The organism is Kocuria rosea, assembly GCF_006094695.1.
Taxonomy (GTDB): domain Bacteria; phylum Actinomycetota; class Actinomycetes; order Actinomycetales; family Micrococcaceae; genus Kocuria; species Kocuria rosea.
On the sequence record NZ_CP035103.1, the window covers coordinates 735,154 to 755,517 of the forward strand.

At 73.4% G+C, this 20,364-nt stretch carries 17 protein-coding genes, 1 pseudogene and 1 riboswitch; of the genes and pseudogenes, 7 read left to right on the forward strand and 11 right to left on the reverse strand.

Annotated features, from left to right (window positions below; genetic code table 11):
* Window positions 1-103 precede the first annotated feature (103 nt).
* Window positions 104-727, forward strand: coding sequence for a TetR/AcrR family transcriptional regulator (locus EQG70_RS03390; protein WP_109268533.1), 624 nt, complete (start codon window positions 104-106; stop codon window positions 725-727).
* A 144-nt stretch (window positions 728-871) separates the two neighbouring features.
* On the opposite strand, the gene paaZ is transcribed toward EQG70_RS03390, so the two are convergent.
* Window positions 872-3,016, reverse strand: a complete 2,145-nt coding sequence (paaZ, locus tag EQG70_RS03395) for a phenylacetic acid degradation bifunctional protein PaaZ (RefSeq protein ID WP_419095454.1) — start codon at window positions 3,014-3,016, stop codon at window positions 872-874.
* A gap of 103 nt (window positions 3,017-3,119) precedes the next feature.
* On the opposite strand from paaZ, the gene EQG70_RS03400 reads away from it, so the two are divergent.
* On the forward strand, window positions 3,120-3,557 hold the full coding sequence (locus tag EQG70_RS03400) for a PaaI family thioesterase (protein WP_017833096.1): 438 nt from the start codon (window positions 3,120-3,122) through the stop codon (window positions 3,555-3,557).
* Between the two features lie 84 nt (window positions 3,558-3,641).
* Here the strand turns inward: EQG70_RS03400 and EQG70_RS03405 are convergent, their stop codons facing one another.
* The 4 genes from EQG70_RS03405 to EQG70_RS03420 all read right to left on the reverse strand — a co-directional run bounded on the left by EQG70_RS03405 (window position 3,642) and on the right by EQG70_RS03420 (window position 7,308).
* Complete coding sequence (locus EQG70_RS03405) at window positions 3,642-4,352, reverse strand: tyrosine-protein phosphatase (RefSeq protein WP_095649812.1); 711 nt, start codon at window positions 4,350-4,352, stop codon at window positions 3,642-3,644.
* Between the two features lie 79 nt (window positions 4,353-4,431).
* Entirely contained in the window at window positions 4,432-5,301 is an 870-nt protein-coding gene (locus EQG70_RS03410; RefSeq protein WP_109268531.1) for a 3-hydroxyacyl-CoA dehydrogenase family protein, read from the reverse strand.
* Window positions 5,302-5,314: 13 nt separating this feature from the next.
* Window positions 5,315-6,100, reverse strand: coding sequence for an enoyl-CoA hydratase/isomerase family protein (locus tag EQG70_RS03415; RefSeq protein WP_109268530.1), 786 nt, complete (start codon window positions 6,098-6,100; stop codon window positions 5,315-5,317).
* Window positions 6,100-7,308, reverse strand: coding sequence for a thiolase family protein (locus tag EQG70_RS03420; protein ID WP_017833100.1), 1,209 nt, complete (start codon window positions 7,306-7,308; stop codon window positions 6,100-6,102). Before EQG70_RS03420 ends, EQG70_RS03415 begins: the two co-directional genes overlap by 1 nt.
* A 229-nt stretch (window positions 7,309-7,537) precedes the next feature.
* On the opposite strand from EQG70_RS03420, the gene EQG70_RS03425 reads away from it, so the two are divergent.
* The 3 genes from EQG70_RS03425 (at window position 7,538) to EQG70_RS03435 (ending at window position 10,718) form a co-directional block, all read left to right on the forward strand.
* The gene (locus EQG70_RS03425) at window positions 7,538-8,506 is read left to right on the forward strand and encodes an MBL fold metallo-hydrolase (RefSeq protein ID WP_035927953.1); all 969 of its coding nucleotides are present in this window, start codon (window positions 7,538-7,540) and stop codon (window positions 8,504-8,506) included.
* Between the two features lie 43 nt (window positions 8,507-8,549).
* Complete coding sequence (locus EQG70_RS03430; RefSeq protein ID WP_109268529.1) at window positions 8,550-10,259, forward strand: FAD-dependent monooxygenase; 1,710 nt, start codon at window positions 8,550-8,552, stop codon at window positions 10,257-10,259.
* 78 nt (window positions 10,260-10,337) lie between these two features.
* Window positions 10,338-10,718 (forward strand): DUF1622 domain-containing protein, encoded by a 381-nt coding sequence (locus EQG70_RS03435; RefSeq protein WP_017833103.1) that lies wholly within the window; start codon window positions 10,338-10,340, stop codon window positions 10,716-10,718.
* A 24-nt stretch (window positions 10,719-10,742) separates the two neighbouring features.
* Here the strand turns inward: EQG70_RS03435 and EQG70_RS03440 are convergent, their stop codons facing one another.
* Both EQG70_RS03440 and EQG70_RS03445 read right to left on the reverse strand, forming a co-directional pair.
* Complete coding sequence (locus tag EQG70_RS03440; RefSeq protein ID WP_052132991.1) at window positions 10,743-11,015, reverse strand: hypothetical protein; 273 nt, start codon at window positions 11,013-11,015, stop codon at window positions 10,743-10,745.
* 103 nt (window positions 11,016-11,118) lie between these two features.
* The gene (locus EQG70_RS03445) at window positions 11,119-12,432 is read right to left on the reverse strand and encodes a condensation domain-containing protein (protein ID WP_052132990.1); all 1,314 of its coding nucleotides are present in this window, start codon (window positions 12,430-12,432) and stop codon (window positions 11,119-11,121) included.
* An 86-nt stretch (window positions 12,433-12,518) separates the two neighbouring features.
* On the opposite strand from EQG70_RS03445, the gene EQG70_RS03450 reads away from it, so the two are divergent.
* Complete coding sequence (locus EQG70_RS03450; RefSeq protein ID WP_109268573.1) at window positions 12,519-13,322, forward strand: alpha/beta fold hydrolase; 804 nt, start codon at window positions 12,519-12,521, stop codon at window positions 13,320-13,322.
* Window positions 13,323-13,493: 171 nt separating this feature from the next.
* Here EQG70_RS03450 and EQG70_RS03455 read toward each other — a convergent pair.
* From EQG70_RS03455 to EQG70_RS03470, 4 genes and pseudogenes are all read right to left on the reverse strand, one after another.
* A pseudogene (locus tag EQG70_RS03455) lies at window positions 13,494-15,026 on the reverse strand (thiamine pyrophosphate-binding protein); the annotation flags it as partial.
* A gap of 137 nt (window positions 15,027-15,163) precedes the next feature.
* The gene (locus tag EQG70_RS03460; protein ID WP_035927938.1) at window positions 15,164-16,573 is read right to left on the reverse strand and encodes an MFS transporter; all 1,410 of its coding nucleotides are present in this window, start codon (window positions 16,571-16,573) and stop codon (window positions 15,164-15,166) included.
* Window positions 16,574-16,819: 246 nt separating this feature from the next.
* Entirely contained in the window at window positions 16,820-18,037 is a 1,218-nt protein-coding gene (locus EQG70_RS03465) for a cobalamin-independent methionine synthase II family protein (RefSeq protein WP_052132989.1), read from the reverse strand.
* Window positions 18,038-18,077: 40 nt separating this feature from the next.
* Window positions 18,078-19,280: a cobalamin-independent methionine synthase II family protein gene (locus tag EQG70_RS03470; RefSeq protein ID WP_017833110.1), complete on the reverse strand. Its 1,203-nt coding sequence runs from the start codon at window positions 19,278-19,280 to the stop codon at window positions 18,078-18,080.
* 13 nt (window positions 19,281-19,293) lie between these two features.
* Window positions 19,294-19,397, reverse strand: a riboswitch (SAM riboswitch).
* Between the two features lie 192 nt (window positions 19,398-19,589).
* Between EQG70_RS03470 and EQG70_RS03475 the strand changes: the two genes are divergently transcribed.
* On the forward strand, window positions 19,590-20,354 hold the full coding sequence (locus tag EQG70_RS03475) for a 3-hydroxybutyrate dehydrogenase (protein WP_035927934.1): 765 nt from the start codon (window positions 19,590-19,592) through the stop codon (window positions 20,352-20,354).
* Window positions 20,355-20,364: the final 10 nt, after the last annotated feature.

A 20,364-nucleotide genomic window follows, 5' to 3' on the forward strand; every position in this document is an offset into this window, starting at 1 on the left:
CACCGGCGCCGACCCGTGCCGCGGCTGGCCCCCGGGACGGCCCGGGGGCCCGCCGCGGCATAAGATCGTTGTCCTGCCCGTCCCCACCGAGATCGAGGTCCCCATGACGCACGCACCGGCGCCCGCCCCTCCGGACGGCGCGGCCCCGCGCCGGGGCCGGCCCGGCTACGACCGCGAGACGCTGCTCGCCGTGTGCGTGGAGGTCTTCAACGTGCACGGCTACGACGCCACGTCGATGGGAACGCTGTCCAAGCACCTGGGGATCTCCAAGTCCGCGATCTACCACCACGTGGAGTCCAAGGAGGAGATCCTCGAGCAGGCGCTGGGCCGGGCCCTCGACGCGCTCGAGGAGGTCCTGGCCGCCGCCGAGCGGACGCAGGCCCCGGCGGTCGAGCGGCTCGAGCAGGTGATCCGCGGGACCGTGCACGTGCTCGTGGAGCAGATGCCGTACGTGACCCTGCTGCTGCGGCTGCGGGGCAACTCGGAGGTCGAGACGAGGGCGCTCGAGCGCCGCCGCACGGTCACCCGCCGGGTCGGCGCGCTCATCGAGCAGGCGCAGGCGGAGGGCGACCTGCGCCGCGACCTCAGCGGCCGGTCCGCCTCGCGGCTGCTCCTGGGCATGATCAACTCGATCGTCGACTGGTACCGGCCGGACCCGGACAGGGCCGACGACGGGCTGGCCGACACCGTGGTCGCGCTCGCCTTCTCGGGGCTGCGGGCCTCCTGAGCCCTCGCCCGGTCGCTCCGCCGAGCCCCGACCGCGGAGGCCGCTCGCCGCCGGGTCCCCCGAAGCACGCGATCCCCCACGCCCGGTGCGTGAGGGATCGCGTGCTTCGGGGGGACCCGGCAGTCCGGGCGGGTCTCGCCCGGGTCAGGCGGTGGGCCAGGTCTTCGCGACCAGGGTCAGCACGTCGTAGGTCGCCACGATCTCGTCGTGCTGGTTGTGCAGGATCGCGTCCCAGCAGACCTCGCCGTACTCGTCGGTGACCCGCGGGGTGATCTGCTTGGCGGTGAGGGTCACCCGGATGTGGTCGTCGTAGGTCACCGGCGTGATGAAGCGCAGGTTCTCCAGGCCGTAGTTCGCCAGGACGGGACCGGGGGCGGGCTCCACGAACAGCCCGGCGGCCCAGGAGACCAGCAGGTAGCCGTGGGCCACCCGGCGCGGGAAGAACGGGTTGGCCGTGGCGGCCTTCTCGTCGGTGTGCGCGTAGAAGGTGTCGCCGGTCTTCTCGGCGAACTCGGTGATGTCCTCGAGGGTCACGGTGCGCAGCTCGGAGGCGAACTGGTCGCCGATCCGCAGCGTCTCCAGGGACTTGCGGAACGGGTGCTCGCCGGTGCCGTTCTCGACCGCCTCGCGGGTCACGGTGTTCGCCGCGGCGCCCCGGTGCCAGACCCCGGTCACCGCCGTGAGGATGTCCGGGGGCCCCTGGATCGCGGTGCGCTGCATGTAGTGCTTGACGCCGCGCACGCCGCCCAGCTCCTCGCCGCCGCCGGCGCGGCCGGGGCCGCCGTGGACCAGGTGCGGCATGGGGGAGCCGTGGCCGGTGGAGGTCTTCGCGTCCTGGCGGTTGAGGAAGTGCACGCGCCCGTGGTGCGAGCCGATGCCCGCGGTGAACCGGGCGGCGGTCGCGCCGTCGTTCGTGCACACGGTCGCCACGAGCGAGCCGCCGCCGAGCGCGGCGAGCCGCACGGCGTCGTCGACGTCGGTGTAGCCGAGCACGGAGGTGACGGGGCCGAAGGCCTCGACGAAGTGCACCTCCGGGGTGTCCGGGTCGTCGAAGGACAGCACCGTGACGGGGAAGAAGGCGCCCGCCCCGGTGTCGGCGTCGCCGACGGAGGCGTCCGGGCCGCCCAGGCGGACGGTGCCGCCGGCGGCGACCAGGCGCTCCACGGCCTTGCGGACCTCGCCCTGCTGCTCCTTGGAGGCCAGGGCGCCCATGGTGACGCCCTCGGTGCGGGGGTCGCCGATGACCACGCGCTGCTGCACGCGCTCGGCGACGGCGGCCACGACGTCCTCCACGCGGTCCTGCGGGACGATGACGCGCCGGATGGCCGTGCACTTCTGCCCGGCCTTGGAGGTGATCTCGACGAACACCGCCTTCACGAAGGCGTCGAACTCCGGGGTCTCCGGGGTGGCGTCGGGGCCGAGGATCGCGGCGTTGAGGGAGTCCGTCTCGGCGGTGAAGCGCACTCCGCCGTCGATGACGTTCTCGTGGTGGCGCAGCGACTGCGCGGTGCCGGCGGAGCCGGTGAAGGCCACGTGGTCGCGGTAGTCCAGGTGGTCGAGCAGGTCCCGGGCGGAGCCGGAGACCAGCTGCAGGGAGCCCTCCGGCAGGATGCCGGAGTCGATCATCAGGCGCACGCAGGCGGCCGTGACGTAGCCGGTCGGCGTGGCCGGCTTCACCAGGGTCGGCATGCCGGCGATGAAGGCGGGGGCGAACTTCTCGAGCATGCCCCACACCGGGAAGTTGAACGCGTTGATCTGCACGGCGACGCCGGGCATGCGGGTGTAGATGTGCTCGCCCAGGAAGGACCCGTCCTTGGAGAGCTGCTCCACCGCCCCGTCCACGACGACGTTGGCGTTGGGCAGCTCGCGCCGGCCCTTGGAGGAGAACGTGAAGAGGGTGCCGATGCCGCCGTCCACGTCGAAGAAGTGGTCCTTCAGCGTGGCCCCGGTCGAGTAGGAGACGTCGTAGAGCTCCTGCTTGTGCTCGGTGAGGTACTGGGCGAGCTCCTTGAGCTTGAGCGCCCGCTCGTGGATGGTGAGCTCCCCGAGGGAGCGCTGCCCCGCGGTCCGGCCGTAGTCCACGGCGGAGGCGATGTCGATGCCGTCCGTGGACACGCGCGCCACGACCTCGCCGGTCGAGGCGTCGGCCACCTCCGTCACCTTCTGCGGGTTCTCCGGCGACCACCACCGGCCCCTCAGGTAGCTGGGAAGGATGGTCTGGGTCTGTGCTGCCACGGTGCGTGGTCCTTTCGCTCGGGTGCGCGCGGGCGGCCGGTCCGTCGCCCGCATCCTGACCGATCGTTCGGTATTATGACCACGATAACCTACGTCACACCCCGGGACCACTGCCCCACGGTGGTCCTGCCCCGTCGCCGAGCGCCCGAGGAGTGCCATGACCACGACCGAGACCCACGAGCCCTGGCGCATCGTCCTGGGCGAGCTCGACGAGAAGATGGGCGTCACCGTCCTCGAGGAGTCGGCGGAGCGCGTGGTCGCCTCCATGCCCGTCGAGGGCAACCGCCAGTCGCTGGGCCTGCTCCACGGCGGCGCCATGGTGGCCCTCGGCGAGGCCGTCGGTTCCTGGGCCGCGGTGATCCACGCCTCCACGATGGGCAAGGTCGCCGTGGGCGTGGACGTCAACGCCACCCACCACCGGTCGTCCCGCACGGGCACCGTGACCGCCACGGCCACCGCCCTGCAGCTCGGACGCTCCCTCACGTGCCACGAGGTGGTCCTCGAGCACGAGGACGGCGCCCGGCTGTGCACCGTGCGGATCACGAACTTCCTCAAGGACAAGCCGCAGCAGGCCACGAACCCCGCCGAGGGCTAGACCGGGAACCAGGCCCGGGGGTCCGCCCGCCGGCGGGCCGGGAGCTGCTGTACGGATCCGTCCGGGACGCCGGAAAAGGGCGGATCAGGACGGGCCGTGGAGCCGCCGGCGCAGGGCGGCCAGCTCCTCGGGCGACAGCCCGGCGTCCACGAGCCAGCGCTCGGCGTCGAACCCGTCCAGCAGCTCCTCGAGGGCCGCGCGACGCCCCGCGAGCAGCGGGGCGAGCTCGTGCTCGGGGTGGTGGCGCTCGACCGGGTGGGGGACGGGCGAGACGCGGTGCCACTCGTTGATCCCGCGCGCGGCGGCCTCGTCCTCCGCGACGAGGCGCTCCGGGGGCGCTCCGGCCAGCCCCAGGAGCAGCAGCGCGAGCACCCCGGTGCGGTCGCGGCCGGCCGAGCAGTGCACCACCACGGCGCCCTCGGCGGTCGCCACCGCCCGCACCGCCTCGGCCAGGAAGGCCGGGAACAGCCGCAGGTAGTCGCGGTAGCCGCGCGGGTGGTGGAGGTAGGGCGTGCCCACCAGCGGGAACTGCGGATGGGCGGGGTCCTCGGTGGGGCGGTGCAGGACCGTGATGCCGGCGCGGGCGGCCGGGTCGTCCGCGGGGTCCGTGGGCCGGCGCCGCCGCTCGTCCGCGTTGCGCAGGTCCACGACCGTGCGCACCCCGTCCGCCGCGGCGGCGCGCCACCCCGAGGGGCTCAGCCGCTCGGAGCGGCCCATCCGCCACACGTCGCCGGCCAGGCGCCGGGCGTTGAGCGCGCCGTCCCACGCGGCGGGGGTCCCGGGCTGTGCGTGCATGCCCCCACCCTAGGACCCGCGTCCGACGGCGCGTCCCGCCCGCCCGCGCCCGGGAGGGCGGGACGGCAGGGGGCGGGTGCTACTGGTCGTAGTCGAAGAAGCCCTTGCCGGTCTTGCGGCCGAGCTCGCCGCGGGCCACCATGTCCCGCATCAGCTGCGGGGGGGCGAAGCGCGGGCCGAGCTGCGACTCGAGGTACTCGGCGATGCCCAGGCGCACGTCCAGGCCCACGATGTCCGTCAGGGCCAGGGGGCCGACCGGGAACCTGTAGCCCAGGACCATGGCGTTGTCGATGTCGGCGGGAGAGGCCACGCCCTCCTCGACCATCCGGATGGCCTCGAGGGCGATCGCCACGCCCAGCCGCGACGAGGCGAAGCCGGGGGCGTCGTTGACGACCACCGGGGTCTTGCCGAGGCCCTCGACCCACTGCACCGAGAGCCGCCTGAGCTCCTCGCCGGTGTGCTTCGAGTTCACGACCTCCACGAGCTTCGAGGCCGGCACGGGGTTGAAGAAGTGCAGCCCGCAGAACCGCTCGGGGCGTCCCAGCTGCTCGGCCAGCCCGTCCACGGACAGCGAGGAGGTGTTGGTGGCCAGCCACGCGGTCTCGGCGAGGTGGCGCTCGACCTCCTGCAAGGCCGTGACCTTCAGGTCCCACGCCTCGGGGACGGCCTCGACGACGAGCTCGCAGTCCGCGAAGTCGGCGTGGTCGAGGGAGACGGTCAGGTTCTCGGCCCACTCGTCCAGGTTGCCGTCCACGCCCCCGCGCTCCAGGGACTTGGCGAGGTCCCGCTCGATCCGCTCGCGGGCGGCCTCCGCTGCCTGCCCGTCCCGCTCCACCACGGTCACCCTCGCCCCGGCGAGCAGGAAGGCGTGGGCGATGCCTGCGCCCATGCGGCCTCCGCCCAGGACGCCGACGACGGCGGGAACGGCCAGTGCGTGCATCTCGGTCATGGTCGGGGTGCTCCTACTTCTTGTTCTTCTTGCGGTCCAGGAAGGCCTGCATGCGGTCGAACTTCGCCTCCGACTCGAAGAGCACGGCCTGGGCCAGCTCGTCGATGTGCGGGTGGGCGGACGGGGGCGCCGCGAAGACCCGCTTGGAGATCCGCACGGCCAGGGGGTCCTGGGCGCTGATCCGGTCGGCGAGCGCGTGCGCGGCGCCGACGAGCTCCGCGGGCTCGTGCAGCTCGGTGACGAGGTGCAGGGCCAGGGCCTCGTCCGCGCCGAGGAGCCGGCCGGCGAGCAGGATGTCCAGGGCGACCGCCTCGCCGACCAGCTCCTTGAGCCGCCACAGCCCGCCGGCGGCGGCGATGATGCCCAGGTTCGTCTCCGGCTGGCCGATCGTGAGGTGCGGGGTGGCGATGCGGAAGTCCGCGGCGTAGGCCAGCTCCGCGCCGCCGCCCAGGGCGTAGCCGTCGATCGCGGCGATCACCGGCATGGGCAGCCTGTGGATCCGGTCGAAGATCCGGGAGTTGATCCCGGCCAGGGCGTCGTCGCGGCGGCGTTCCCGCAGCTGCGCGATGTCGGCGCCGGAGGCGAAGACCCCCCGGCCGTTCACCTCGGTGCCGGAGAGTATCAGGATCTTCGGGTGCCGCTCGAGGTGGCTGCACACGGTGTGCAGCTCCTCGACCATGGTCGCGTCGATGGCGTTGCGCACGGCGGGGCGGTCCAGGACCACGTGCAGGCGGTCCTCGCGCTCCTCGAGCCGCAGGGCGGTGAACTCCGCGCCGAGGATCTCGCTGGGCCCGACCATCAGAGCTTCTCCACGAGCATCGCGGTGCCCTGGCCCACGCCCACGCACATGGTGGCCAGGCCGCGGTCGGCGCCCTCGCGCTCCATCCGGCCCAGCAGCGTCACCACGAGCCGGGAGCCGGAGGAGCCCAGGGGGTGGCCGAGCGCGATCGCCCCGCCGTCGTTGTTGACGGTGCCGGCGTCGAGGCCGAGGCGGCGGATGCAGGCCAGGGACTGGGAGGCGAAGGCCTCGTTGAGCTCGACCGCCCCGAGGTCGCCGATGCCCCACCCGGTGCGCCCGAGCACCTTCTGGGTGGCGGGGACAGGGCCGATGCCCATGATCTCCGGGGCCACGCCGGCGGAGGCGCCGTCGACGATCCGGGCCCGGGCGGCCAGCCCGTACTTCTCGGCCGCGCGCTCGGAGACCACGAGGATCGCCGAGGCGCCGTCGTTGAGGGAGGAGGCGTTGCCGGCGGTGACGACCGTCCCGTGGTCCACCACGGGACGCAGCTTCGCGAGGGCGTCCATCGTGGTGCCCGGGCGGGGGCCCTCGTCCGTGTCGACGACGGTCGTCGCACCCTTGCGGCCCGTGACGGTCACCGGGACGATCTCGGGGGCGAAGCGCCCGGCGTCGATCGCGGCGATCGCCTTCTCGTGGGAGGCCACGGCGAAGGCGTCGGCGTCCTCGCGCGAGATCCCGTCGACGATCGCGACCTCCTCGGCCGTCTCCGGCATCGAGTAGGTCATCTTGTCCTGCTTCTTGAACTCGGGGTTGGTGAAGCGCCAGCCGATGGAGGTGTCGAAGACGTCGCCGGGCTTCGCGAACGCCTTGGCCGGCTTCTCCATCACCCAGGGGGCCCGGGACATGGACTCCACGCCGCCGGCGACGACGATGTCGGCGGCGCCGGCCTTGATCATGTGGGAGGCCATGATGATGGCCGAGAGCCCGGAGGCGCAGAGCCGGTTGACGGTGATGCCGGGGACGGTGTCGGGGAAGCCGGCGAGCAGCCAGGCCATGCGGGCGACGTTGCGGTTCTCCTCGCCGGCGCCGTTGGCGTTGCCGAGGATCACCTCGTCGACGTCGTGCGGGTCGATCCCGGCGTCGGTCACCGCGTGCCTGACCACGAGGGCGGCGAGGTCGTCGGGGCGCACGCTCGCCAGCGCGCCGCCGTAGCGGCCCACCGGGGTGCGGGCCCCGCCGACGAGGAGGGCCTGAGGGGTTGCGGGCATGGGTGGGCTCCTGTCGCGACGGGGTGCGGCCGGCGTCCGGGCATCGTCGCCCGAATTTACCGACCGATCGTTCATCAAACCTTCCCACGCGTGCGCCCGCGGGGTCAACAGAGCTGCGACAGCAATCGCCTGTGGCCTGCTTCACAAATCAAGGTCCGGGGGCTACCGTGGAACTAATACAGCATTTGACTATCCCGGGCCCTGCGCGGCCCCACGAAGGAGACGGCACATGGGCACCACCAAGTCGTTCGCGTCCTCGGCGGACCTCGGCGAGAAGCAGAAGACCCTCGAGATCCTGGCCGAGGGCGTCTACGCCCTCACGGCCGAGGGGGACCCGAACATCGGGGCGATCGAGGGGGAGGACTTCCTGGTCTGCTTCGAGGCCCTGGCCACCCCCGTGGTGGCCGCCGAGTGGCTGACGGAGCTGCGGAAGCACACCGACAAGCCGATCCGCTACCTGGTGCTCTCCCACTACCACGCGGTGCGCGTGCTCGGCGCCTCGGCCTTCCACGCCGAGACGATCGTCGCCCACGAGAACACCTACGACCTCATCGTGGAGCGCGGCAAGGAGGACTGGGCCTCCGAGTTCGGCCGCATGCCGCGCCTGGCCAAGGGCGCGGACACCGTCCCGGGCCTGACCTGGCCCACGGTGACCTTCCGGGACAAGCTGACCATCGACCTCGGCGGGGACCGCGGGGACCTCGTGCTCCAGCACTTCGGCCGCGGCCACACCGAGGGCGACATCGTCGCCTGGCTGCCCCAGCAGAAGATCCTCTTCGCCGGGGACCTGGTCGAGGCCGAGGCCGCCCTCTACACCGGGGACGCCTTCCACCGCGACTGGGCGAGCCACACCCTCGACGCCGTCAAGGCGCTGGGTGCGGAGCAGCTCGTGGGCGGGCGCGGGGCGGTCTCGAGGGGCCGGGAGGCCGTGGACGCGGCGATCGAGCAGACCCGCCGCTTCCTGGACGTCATGATCGAGGAGGTCGGCACCGTCCAGAAGAACGGCGGGACGCTCAAGGACGCCTTCGAGGCCGTGCACACCGCCCTCTACGACGACTTCGGCCACTGGCCGATCTTCGAGCACTGCCTGCCCTTCGACGTCTCCCGGCTGTGGGACGAGCTCTCGGGCATCGAGCGGCCCGTCATCTGGACCGCCGAGCGCGACCGCGAGGTCTGGGACCAGCTCCAGAACGGCTGACCCGGTCCCCACGAGCAGCGACACGAGAACGAGGAGGGCGACAGTGAGACGATTCGACTCCGGCAAGGTGCTGGTGCTCGGCAACGGGCCCGTGGGCCAGACCGCGGCGCTGCTGCTGGCGCGGTGGGGCATCCCCGTCACGGTCCTGGACGCCCGCGCCGAGCGGGACCCCATCGGGTCCAAGGCGATCTGCCAGCAGCGCGACGTCCTGGAGGTCTGGGAGGCCGTGGGCGTGGGCCGGCAGGTGGCCGCCGAGGGCGTCACGTGGGACACCGCGCGCACCTTCTACCGGGAGAAGGAGCTGTTCGCCCAGCCCTTCCGGGACAGGGGGCAGTCCCCGTTCCCGCCGTTCGTGAACATCTCGCAGACCCGCACCGAGGAGCTGCTCGCGCAGAAGATCGCCGCCGAGCCGCTGATCGAGGAGGTCTGGGGCCACGAGATCGTCTCGATCACCCAGGACGAGCGCTCCGTGACCGTGGTGTGCTCCTGCCGCGACGGGGGCCGGGCCGAGATCGTGGCCGACTACGCGATCGCCGCGCTCGGCTCGAAGGCGCGCTGGCTGCGCGACCAGCTCGGGGTGAGCTTCGACGGCCGCTCGTTCGAGGACAAGTTCCTGATCTGCGACATCCGGGCCGACATCCCCGGCTGGGCCACCGAGCGCCGCTTCTACTTCGACCCCGAGTGGAACCCCGGCCGGCAGGTGCTCATCCACCCGTGCCCGGACTCGACCTTCCGGATCGACTGGCAGGTGCCCGGCGACTACGACCTCGACGCCGAGGAGGCCTCCGGGGCCCTCGACGCGAGGATCCGCCAGATCATCGGGGACACGGACTACGAGATCGTCTGGAAGTCCGTCTACCGCTTCCACGCCCGGCTGGCCTCCCGGATGCGGGTGGGCCGGGTGCTGCTGGCCGGGGACTGCGCGCACATCGTCTCCCCGTTCGGCGCCCGCGGGCTCAACTCGGGCGTGGGCGACGCCGAGAACGCCGCCTGGAAGCTGACCTCGGTGCTGCGCGGCAACGCCGATCCGGCGCTGCTGGAGTCCTACGACGTCGAGCGCCGCGCCGCCGCCGTCGAGAACCTCGAGGTCACCGAGGCCACCATGGACTTCCTCGTGCCCCGCACCGAGGAGCAGCTGGCCGAGCGGCTCGCCAAGCTCGAGCGGGCGATCGGCGACCCGGCCGCGTCCACCTACGTGGACTCCGGGCGCCTGGCCGAGCCCTTCTGGTACGTCGACTCCCCGCTCACCACCCCGCACCCCACCCGGACCTTCGCCGGGCGCCCGCCCAAGGGGGAGGTCCCCGACCCCGTCCCCGGCGTGCTGCTGCCGGACGTCCCGGTCGCCGTCCCGGGCATCGCCGCCGACCGCGTCCGCGAGCTCGCCCGCTTCGGGATCCTGCTCCTCACCGGCCCGGCGGTCGACCAGGAGCTCGTGCGCGGGACCGCGCTCGCCGCCATCCGGTCCCCGCTGCGCCTGCACGCCATCGCGGACATCGACACCACCGGCAAGCTCGCCGAGGCGCTGAAGCCGGAGCCGACCGACGTGTGGGTGATCCGCCCCGACTCGCACATCGCGGCCGTGGTGGACGGCACGGACCCCCGTGCGCTGAGCCGGGCCCTGCGGAACACCGTCGCCGCCCCCGGTTCGGAGGCGGCCCGGGTCCTCGCCGAGCGCGAGCGGCCGCCGGGGCCCCCCAGGCGGCGGGGCTCCGTGCCGGAGACCGTGCCCCAGGAGGTCGCCGCCGCCGGCTGACGGCGGACCCGTGAGATCCTGGCGTCCTCATCGCAGACTCGAGCCGGCGCGTCCCGCCGGGGTCACCGGAGGTGCAGGATGTCGTTCCAGGAGTCCATGGAGCTGGTCGGGGAGGCCGTCGACGTCGCCGGCGTGGTCGCCATCGTCGTCGGGACGGTGGTGGCGACCCTCCTGGCCGGGCGGGACCTGCTGGGGCGGGGGAGCGGGGAGCGCGACACCTACGAGAGCTACCGGCAGCGGCTCGGCCGTTCGATCCTGCTGGGCCTGGAGCTGCTCGTGGCCGCGGACATCATCAAGACCGTCGCCATCACCCCCACGTTCGAGTCGGTGGGGGTGCTGGCGCTCATCGTGGTCGTGCGGACCTTCCTCAGCTGGTCCCTCGAGCTCGAGATCAGCGGGCGGTGGCCGTGGCAGAAGAAGCAGGGCGAGGCGGCGCCCCTGCCCGAGCGCGCCGCGTAGGCCCGCCGGGCCCCGGCCGGGCGCTCAGGCCTCGGGCGGGTACTCCTCCGGGCGCAGGTCCCGGCTGCACGGGACCCGGTGGCCGGGCACCAGCTGGTTGGCGGCCCGCGCCAGGCTGTCCCGGTGCCGGGGCGGCAGGTACAGGGCGTGGTGCAGGTAGGCGTCGAGCTCCAGCTCCCCGACCTCTCCGCCCAGGTGGACGTACCGCAGCCACAGGTCGCGCGCACCCAGCCCGGTGCTCGTCAGCGCGGTGCGGATCAACCTGGCCTGCGTCCTGGCGATCGTCCGGTCGTCCATCTGACCCCTTCTGCCCGCTGCCACCAGGATAGTCGGCGGACCGGGGCGGGGGCAGGGCGCACGGGTACCCGGACCGGGCCCTCGGGGGCGTCCGGGCCCGCGGCTATCCGCGGTCCGGTTCCGGGCGCGCCTGCGCGCGCAGCCCCGCGCCGACGGCGCCCAGCCACGCCTCCACCGACGAGCGGGCCTGCCCGGTGCCCGGGTAGCGCGCCCGCAGGTGCAGGCCGCCCTCGCCCACCACGAACCACACCTGCACCCCGGTGGTCGGCGCCGACGCGGAGATGTGCTGCGCCCGCAGCTCCGGCGCCAGGGTGGCGGGCAGCCGCCGGTAGTCGAGGTAGGACAGCATGAACATCCCCGGCGGGACGGGCATGCCGCCGTGGGGCCGCAGGATCGGCTCCAGGGCGTGCGAGCCCAGCTCCAGCGTCTCGCGCACGGCGGCGCGGCAGGCCTGCGGATCGGGGTCCGAGCACTCGAGCACCGAGTTGGTGATGAACCAGCCCACGGCGTCGCGCCAGTGCGGCTCGGTGCGGCTGTGCACGGGCAGGACCGCGCGCAGGGGCCGGCCGGCCAGCTCGGCGGTCGCCCGGGTCAGCACCGAGACCACCAGGACCAGCAGCCGGACGTGCAGCCCGTCGGCGCGCGCCTCCAGGCGGGCCAGGCCCTCGGCGTCGAGGACGTCGTGCGTGGTCACCGTCTCGGGTGCCGGGGCGCCGGGCTCCCCCAGCGGCAGGGGGAAGACGGGCAGGGCGCCGTCGCCGTCCGCGAGGATCCGCGCCCAGCGCCGCACCACGTGCGGCGGTGCCGGGGGGCGGGCGGCGAGCTCCCGCGTGTGCTCGGCGAAGGACGCCGCGGGCGCCCGGCCCGCGCCGGCCGGGCGGCCGGCGCGGAGATCGTCCAGCCCGTCGAGCAGGTCCCGGGCGAGCAGGGGCAGGGACCAGGCGTCCACGTGCGCGTGGTCGGCGGCGAGCACGACGACGGCGGGCCCGGCCGCGGGCTCGATCAGGCACAGCCGGTGCGAGGGCCGGGCCAGCGGGGAGCAGGCGGCGTCGGCCACCGCCTGCAGGGCCGCCCGCGTCCCGGCGGCGCCGACCTCGTGCCGGGTCCACACGGGCCGCACGGCGTCGGCGATCTCGTGCAGCCGGACGCGGCCGTCGTCGTCGGCGGAGAAGACGGTGCGCAGCGTGTGGTGCCGCCGCACGACACCCGCCCAGGCCTCGCCCAGGTGCGCGGCGTCCACCGGCGCGGGAAGCTCCACGGCCACGGCCATCCAGGACCCCGGGCGGGGACCGGCTCCGACGTGCATGCCCTGGTCGAAGGACACCGGCAGCGGCCGGCCGGCGCCCTCGGCGGGGACGGTGCAGCTGGACAGGCGGCCCTCGGGCAGCCGGGCGTGCGTGATGCTGGTCAGCCGCATGCGCACCTCCTGGTCGGGCCGGGGGGCCGGCCGCCGAGGACGCGTCCGGTCCACGGGTGGTCACAATCTACGCGTACCGTGGCGGCATGCCGACGCTCGAGCTCCCCCGCTGCCGCCTGACCTACGACGTGACCGGCTCCGGCCCGCCTGCCGTCCAGCTGCACGGGCTGCTGTCCGACCGGGCCGCCAACACCGCGGGCGGTCTGGACCTGGCGGCCGGGCTGAGCGGGCACCGGACGGTGCGCTACGACGCCCGGGGCCACGGCGGCTCCGCCGCGGAGCCCGTGGCCGCGGACTGGACCTGGCCCCGGCTGGCCGAGGACCTGCTGCGCCTGCTGGACGCCGTGGCGCCCGGTGAGCCGGTCCACGGGATCGGCCCGTCCATGGGGGCGGCCACGCTGCTGCACGCCGCCCTCGCCGAGCCCGGGCGGTTCCGCTCGCTGACGCTCTGCGTGCCCTCCACGGCCTGGGCCTCGCGCCGCGGCCAGGCGGGGACGTACCGGCAGGGCGCGGACCTGGTGGAGCGCCACGGCCTCGAGGCCTACCTCCGGGCCGGCCAGGCCGCGACCCGGCCGCCCGCCGTGGCGGACCGGCCGGTGCACCCGCCGCGCGTCGGCCCCGGCCTGCTGCCCGCCGTGCTGCGCGGCGCGGCCGGCACCGACCTCCCGCCGGTCGAGGAGCTGTCGCGGATCGGCGTGCCGACCCTGGTGCTGGCCTGGTCCGAGGACGCCACCCACCCGCTGTCCACGGCCGAGGCGCTGCGCGCGGCCCTGCCCGGCGACGCCCTGCACGTGGCCGGCACGCCCGCCGAGCTGGCCGAGTGGCCGCGCCGGTGCGCGGACTTCGTCCGGGCGGTGGAGGCGGACCGGGGGGCCGGTTCGCCCGGCTGATCCGCGAAGGTCCGCAGGGGTCCGCCGGGGCCTCGCCGGGGCCTCGCCGGGGCCGGCGGTGAGGGAGGCGGACATGAACTCGGCGACGACCTGCTGGGAGATGGCCACGTCGAGGACGAAGACGCCCTCGTCGTGGGTGGCCAGCCAGTCGGTGAGCGCGGTGAGGTCGGCCAGGGTGTGCGCCTTGGCCCCGGCCGCGCCCATCGCCCGGCCCACGGCGGCGAAGTCGACCTCGTCGATGAGCATCGCGGTGGGGTCCAGGCCCTTGGACGCGTACTGGTGCAGCTCGGCGCCGTAGGCGGAGTCGTTGAGCACCACGATCACCCCGCGCTTCGTGGCGCGCAGGAACGTCTCGAGGTCGGCCAGGCCCATCAGCCCGCCGCCGTCGCCGGTGACGAACACGGTGGTGCGGTCGGGGCGGGCCACCGAGACCCCGGCGGCGGAGCCGAAGCCGAGGCCGATGGACTGGAAGGCGGTGCCGACCAGGACCATGGCCTGCGGGTCCGGCACGGTCAGGTACATCGGGGCCCAGCCGATGAAGTGGCCGCCGTCCATCACCACGGAGCGCTCGGCGGGGAGGACGTGCTCGAGGGCGGCGACGACGGCGCGGGGGTTGAGCCGGCCGTCCGGGCCGAACTCGGCCGGGTCCTCGACCGGGGCGGAGCCGCGGAAGGCGTCGGTGGCGACCTCCGGGGCGGCCGCCCGCCAGGTGTTCTCCGGGGCGGCGGCGGAGATCCGGCCGGTGAGTCCCTGGAGGAACGGTCCCAGGTCCGCGCGCACGTAGTCGGTGACCGGGGGCGTGCGGTCCTCGGGCTCGTTGTCGATGCGGATCACCCGGGTGCCCTCGGCGAAGAGCGTGCCGTAGCGCAGCTGGAAGGCGTTCAGCGATGCCCCGGCGACCAGCACGACGTCGGCCTGCCGGGCGAGCTCCAGGCGGTGGGCGCGGGTGAAGCCCCCGGCGATGCCCAGGTCCCACGGGGAGCCGAAGACCCCGGTGGCCATGGCGGAGGTCATGAACAGCGCCCCGAGCCGGTCCCCGATCTCGGTGAGCGGGGTGGTGGCCCCGGCCAGGAGCACTCCGCGCCCGGCGAGGATCAGGGGCCTGCTCGCGGCGCGCAGCAGCCCGGCGATGCGGTCGAGGTCCTCGGTGGAGGCGGTGAAGGTGGGCTTGACCGGCAGCGGCTCCAGGACGGTCTGCTTGGTGAGGGGGGCGGTGGCGTGGTCGTAGGGGAGGGCCAGCACCACCGGCTGCACGGTCTGGGCGGCGAGGTCGAAGGCCCGGTGGGTGATCGCGGTCGCGTTGTCCGGGGCCGCGACCAGGGTGGTGACCCCGGCGGCGGCGGCCGCGGTGGTCTGGTCGACGTCGAAGGCCCGCCGCCCGGTGGTCGGGGCGTCGCCGACGACCAGGACCAGGGGGATCCGGGCCAGCCGCGCCTCGGCCAGGGCGGTGTAGGTGTTGGTGAACCCGGCACCGTAGGTGGTCGTGGCGGCCCCGGTCCGCCCGGTGGCACGGTGGTAGGCGTCGGCCATGGCAACGGTGGCGGACTCGTGCCGGGCGGAGGTGAAGCCGAAGCCGCGGGAGGTCAGCGAGCTGATCAGGTGCGCGTTGCCGTTGCCCATCAGGCCGAACAGGTGGTCGGTGCGCTCGGCGAGCACGTCGGCCACGGCCGTCGAGACCGTGGGGAGCAGGAGGCCGGTGGTCATGGAGGAGTCCTTTCGGCGGGGCTCCGGTGGGAGCCCGGGGTGGGAGCGGGGTGTGCTCGGGGTGCCCGCACGAGCGGAGCCGCCCGCCGGCACCCGTGGGTGCCGGCGGGCGGCTCGGTCCTCGGCCGGGGCGGCGCTCAGTCGCGCTGCTTCTCGGCGGCCTGGGCGGCCGCGAGGATCTCGGCGGCCTCGGGGTGCTCGGCGACGTAGTCCTCGTGCACCTCCTCGACGTGCAGGTCGATCTCCTGGATGTCCTTCGGCACCATCGAGACGGCGATGAAGGAGACGATCGCGATGCCGGCGATGTAGACGCCGATCGTCCAGGACATCCCGGTCTCGTTGAGCAGCAGCTGCGCGATCATCGGAGCGAACGCGCCGCCGATGATGGAGCCGAACGCGTAGCCGATCGAGACGCCCGAGTAGCGCACGCGGGCCGGGAACATCTCGGCGTAGAGCGCCGACTGCGGGCCGTAGGACGGGCCGAGTCCCACGGTGAGGATCACGATCGCCAGGGCGAACAGCGGCAGGGACGCGGTGTCCAGCAGGAACCACATCGGCACGGCCCACAGGATGATGATGGCGTAGCCGATCTGGAAGGTGCGCACGCGCCCGATCCGGTCCGAGATCCAGCCGCCGAACATCGTGAAGACGAGCCAGCCCACGCCGCCGATCAGGGAGGCGATGAGGGTCTGCGAGCGCGGCATGCCCAGCACGTTGGAGCCGTAGGAGGCGAAGAACGCGATCACCAGGTAGCCGGCGGCGTTGTTGGCGGCGAAGATCAGGGCCGCGAGGGTGACCGGCTTCTTGTGGTGCTTGAACAGCTGGCCCAGGGGAGCGGAGGACTCCTTCTTGCGCAGCTGCATCTCCTTGAAGACCGGGGACTCGTCGACGGTCTTGCGGATCAGGTAGCCGACCACGATCAGCACCACGGAGGACAGGAACGGGATGCGCCAGCCCCAGGCCTGGAAGTCCTCGGGGGACATCATCGAGGTGAGGGCGAACATGAAGGACGTGGCGAGCAGCATGCCCAGCGGCACGCCGATCTGCGGGTAGGCGCCGAAGAGCCCGCGCTTGTTCCGCGGGGCGTGCTCCACGGACATCAGGGCCGCGCCGCCCCACTCGCCGCCGGCCGAGAAGCCCTGCATGATGCGCAGGAGCACCAGGAAGATCGGGGCCCAGATGCCGATCGTCGCGTAGGTGGGGAGCATGCCGATCAGCATCGTCGCGGCACCCATGCCCACCAGGGTGAGGACCAGGACGATCTTGCGGCCGTACTTGTCGCCGAGGTGGCCGGCGACCACCGCGCCCAGCGGGCGGAAGAGGAAGCTGATGCCCAGGGAGGCCCACGCGACCACCTGGGCGAGGCCGGCGTTCTCCTCGGACAGCGGCGCGAAGTACAGCGGCGCAAGGACGAAGGCCGCGGCCTGGGCGTAGATGAAGAAGTCGTACCACTCGATGGTGGTGCCCACGAGGGTGCCGGCGAGGACCTTGCGCTCCTCGCGCGACATCTCGTGCCGCCCGGCCGGGGCGGAGGATGGGTGCGCCATGGGATCTCCAGGGAATCGGGGACGGCGACGTCCGCGGCGGAACCGAACGCATCATGACCGAACGTTCGGTATTGCATTGTGATACTACGGGTGGAAGTGACGCCTGTCACCCTCCGGACGGAATAATCAAACCATGTATCACTAATGTGACACAGACCACCGGGGATGGAAACCGCCGGGCCCGGCCCTCGCAGGAGGACCGGGCCCGGCGGCGCGGCAGGGGCGTCGGGGACGCCGGGATGCGGCTCAGCGGTAGAGCCGCTCCGTGGCCAGGCGCGCTCCCTCGACGAGGGACTCGAGCTTGGCCCAGGCGATCTGCGGGTGCAGGCGCCCGCCCAGACCGCAGTCGGTCGACGCGACGACGTTCTCGCGGCCCACGACCGAGGCGAACTGCTCGATCCGGTCGGCCACCAGCTCCGGGTGCTCCACCACGTTCGTCGAGTGGGAGACCACGCCCGGGATGATCACGCGGCCCTCGGGCAGCGCGTGGTCCTTCCAGACCTTCCACTCGTGGGCGTGCCGGGCGGAGGCGCCCTCGAAGGTGTAGCCGCCGGCGTTGATGGTCAGCATCAGGTCCACGAGGTGCTTCAGCTCGAGGTCCGTGGTGTGCGGGCCGTGCCAGGAGCCCCAGCACAGGTGGAAGCGGACCTGCTCCTCGGGGATCCCCCGCAGCGCGTGGTTGAGCGCCTCGACGCGCAGCCGCGTGAACGCCAGGTAGTCCTCGACCGTGGGCTCGGGGTTGATCTGGTCCCAGGACTCCGCGATGGACGGGTCGTCGATCTGCACGGTCAGCCCGGCGTCCGTGATCGCCAGGTACTCCTCGCGCATCGCGTCGGCGCACGCGTAGACGAGCTCCTCGTCGGTCCTGTAGTACTCGTTCGTCACGCGCGCGGCGGAGCCGGGGGAGAGGGCGGCCACGAACCCGGTCTGCGCCCCGGTGGCCGCCATGGCCGCCCGGAGGTTGCGGACGTCCGAGGCCACGGCCTCCTGTCCCGTGTAGGTCAGCGGCCCGGTGATCTTGGGCTGCGTGGTCGAGGAGCGCCCGGTGAGGATGCCCGACGCCGGGTCCTCGTACGCCTCCCGGAAGCGCTCGCGGTCCCGGCGGTCCGGGAAGCTCGTGAGCACGATGTGGCCGGGCGAGGAGCGCCTCTTCTCCGTGGACGCCCACCGGTCCTCGTCGGTCGGGGTGAGCCCGCCGAGGCGGGAGAAGGAGTAGTTCCACCACGCGCCGTAGTCGACCGCGCTGGACATCGTGTGCCCGTACTCGCCGTCGTTGACCACGTCCACGCCGATCTCGCGCTGCCGGCGCACCACGTCCTCGACGCCCACGGCGAGCTCGTCGGTGAGCTGCTCGAACGTGATGGCGCCCTCGGCGTGCCGCTGGTTGGCCTCGAGCAGCCGCGGGGTCCGCGGCAGGGAGCCCACGTGGGTGGTCTGCACGTGGTCGGTGTTCTGCATGGTCATGCGTGTCCTCCTGAGGGTCTGCGGGAAGGTCGGGGGCCGGTCAGGACCAGAGCCGGCGGGAGGCGAGCTCGGCCCCGCGGGCGAGGGTCTCGAGCTTCGCCGCGGCGATCTGCGGATGGATCCGCCCGCCCAGGCCGCAGTCGGTCGAGGCGATCACGTTCTCGCGGCCCACCTGGCGGGCGAAGCGCTCGATCCGGTCGGCCACCAGCTCCGGGTGCTCCACCACGTTGGTGGCGTGGGAGACGATCCCCGGGATGATGATCTTGCCCTCGGGCAGCTCGTGGTCCTGCCAGACCTTCCACTCGTGCTCGTGCCGGGCGTTGGCGGCCTCGAAGCTGTAGCCGCCGGCCCTGATGGAGAGCATGAGCTCCACCAGGTGCTCGAACCCGAGGTCCGTGGTGTGCGGGCCGTGCCAGGAGCCCCAGCACAGGTGGAAGCGGACCTGCTCCTCCGGGATGCCCTCGAGGGCGTAGTTGAGGGCCTCGACCCGCTTGCGGGTGAACGCGAGGTAGTCCTCCACGCCGGGCTCGGGATTGACCTGGTCCCAGTTCTCCGCGATGGACGGGTCGTCGATCTGCACGATCAGCCCGGCGTCGGTGATCGCCCGGTACTCCTCGCGCATCACCTCGGCGCAGGCGGTCAGCACCTCGTCCTCGTCCGCGTAGTGGGTGTTCTCCAGCCGCGCGCACGAGCCCGGGGACAGCGCGGCGAGGTAGCCCTCGCTCGCGCCCGTGGCCTGCAGCCCGGCCTTGAGGTTGCGGATGTCCGCCTCCAGCGCCGCGTGGCCCGTGTACTCCAGCTTCCCGGTGATCTTCGGGAACGGCGCCTGCTTGCCCGTGGTGATGCCCGAGGAGGGGTCCGTGTACGCCTCGTGGAAGAGCCGGCGGTCCCGGCGGTCCCCGAAGCTCGTCAGGACCACCCTGCCGGGCGAGGAGCGCTGCGGCTCCTGCTCCCACAGGTCCACGTCGCCGGGGGTGAGGCCCGAGATCCGGGCGAAGACGTAGTGCCACCACGCGCCGTAGTCGACCTCCGCGGCCATGACGTGGCCGTACTCGCCGTCGTTGACCACGTCGATCCCGAGCTCGCGCTGTCGGCGGACCACGTCGACCACCGAGTCCTGCAGGAGCCGGTCGTACTCCGCCTCCGGGACGGCCCCCTTCGCCCGGTTGGCCTCGAGCAGCGCCGGGGTGCGCGGGAGGGACCCGGCGTGGGTCGTGCGGATGCGGTCGGCGCTTCGCAGCATGGGTCGTGCGTCCTTTCCATCGGTCCTGGCGGTAGCACCGGAGGCGGGACGGGGATGCCGTCGCCCGGGTTGCTGCGGCGTCGTCGAGCCAGATCTCTCGGCCGCTCTGGATGGTGACCCTGTCATCCAAGCGCACCCGTGCGCGCTGCGCCATTCGGCGCCCGGATGACGGACATGACGCCGTGTGACGCGACCCGGCGCGCACTCCCGGGAGGAGCTGTCCTTCGCGAACATGGCCTGGATCACATACCGTGGCGGTGATCCGTGCCCCTCACCCCGCGGGCACGACGGACCAGAGGAAGGACCCCCATGTCCCAGACGCCCCAGCAGCAGGACCTCGAGGGCCGCACGGCGCTCGTCACCGGTGGCGCGAGCGGCATCGGTCTGGCCGCCGCCCGGGCCCTCGCCGGCTCCGGCGCGCACGTGGTCGTGGCCGACGTCGACGAGGCCGGGGCGCAGCGCGTCGCGGACGAGCTCGGCGGCCGCGCGTGGGCCGTCGACCTGCTCGACACCGCGGCGCTCGCCGAGCTGAGCCTCGAGGTCGACGTGCTGGTCAACAACGCCGGCATCCAGAAGGTCGCCCCCCTCCAGGAGTTCGACCCCGCGGACTTCCACCGGATCCTGGTGCTGATGCTGGAGTCCCCGTTCCTGCTGGTGCGCGCCGCGCTGCCGCACATGTACGAGCGGGGCTGGGGGCGCGTCATCAACGTCTCCTCCGTGCACGGGCTGCGGGCGTCCCCCTACAAGAGTGCCTACGTCTCGGCGAAGCACGGCCTGGAGGGGCTGTCCAAGACCGTCGCGGTGGAGGGCGCGGCCCACGGGGTGACGAGCAACTGCATCAACCCCGGCTACGTGCGCACCCCGCTCGTCGAGAAGCAGATCGCCGACCAGGCGAGGGTGCACGGGATCCCCGAGTCCGAGGTGGTGGAGCGGATCATGCTCGGCGAGACGCCGATCAAGAAGCTCGTGGACCCGGAGGACGTCGGCAGCCTGGTCGCGTGGCTGGCCGGACCGCACGCGTCCATGGTCACCGGGGCCTCCTACACGATGGACGGCGGCTGGACGGCGCGCTGAGCCCGCCTCG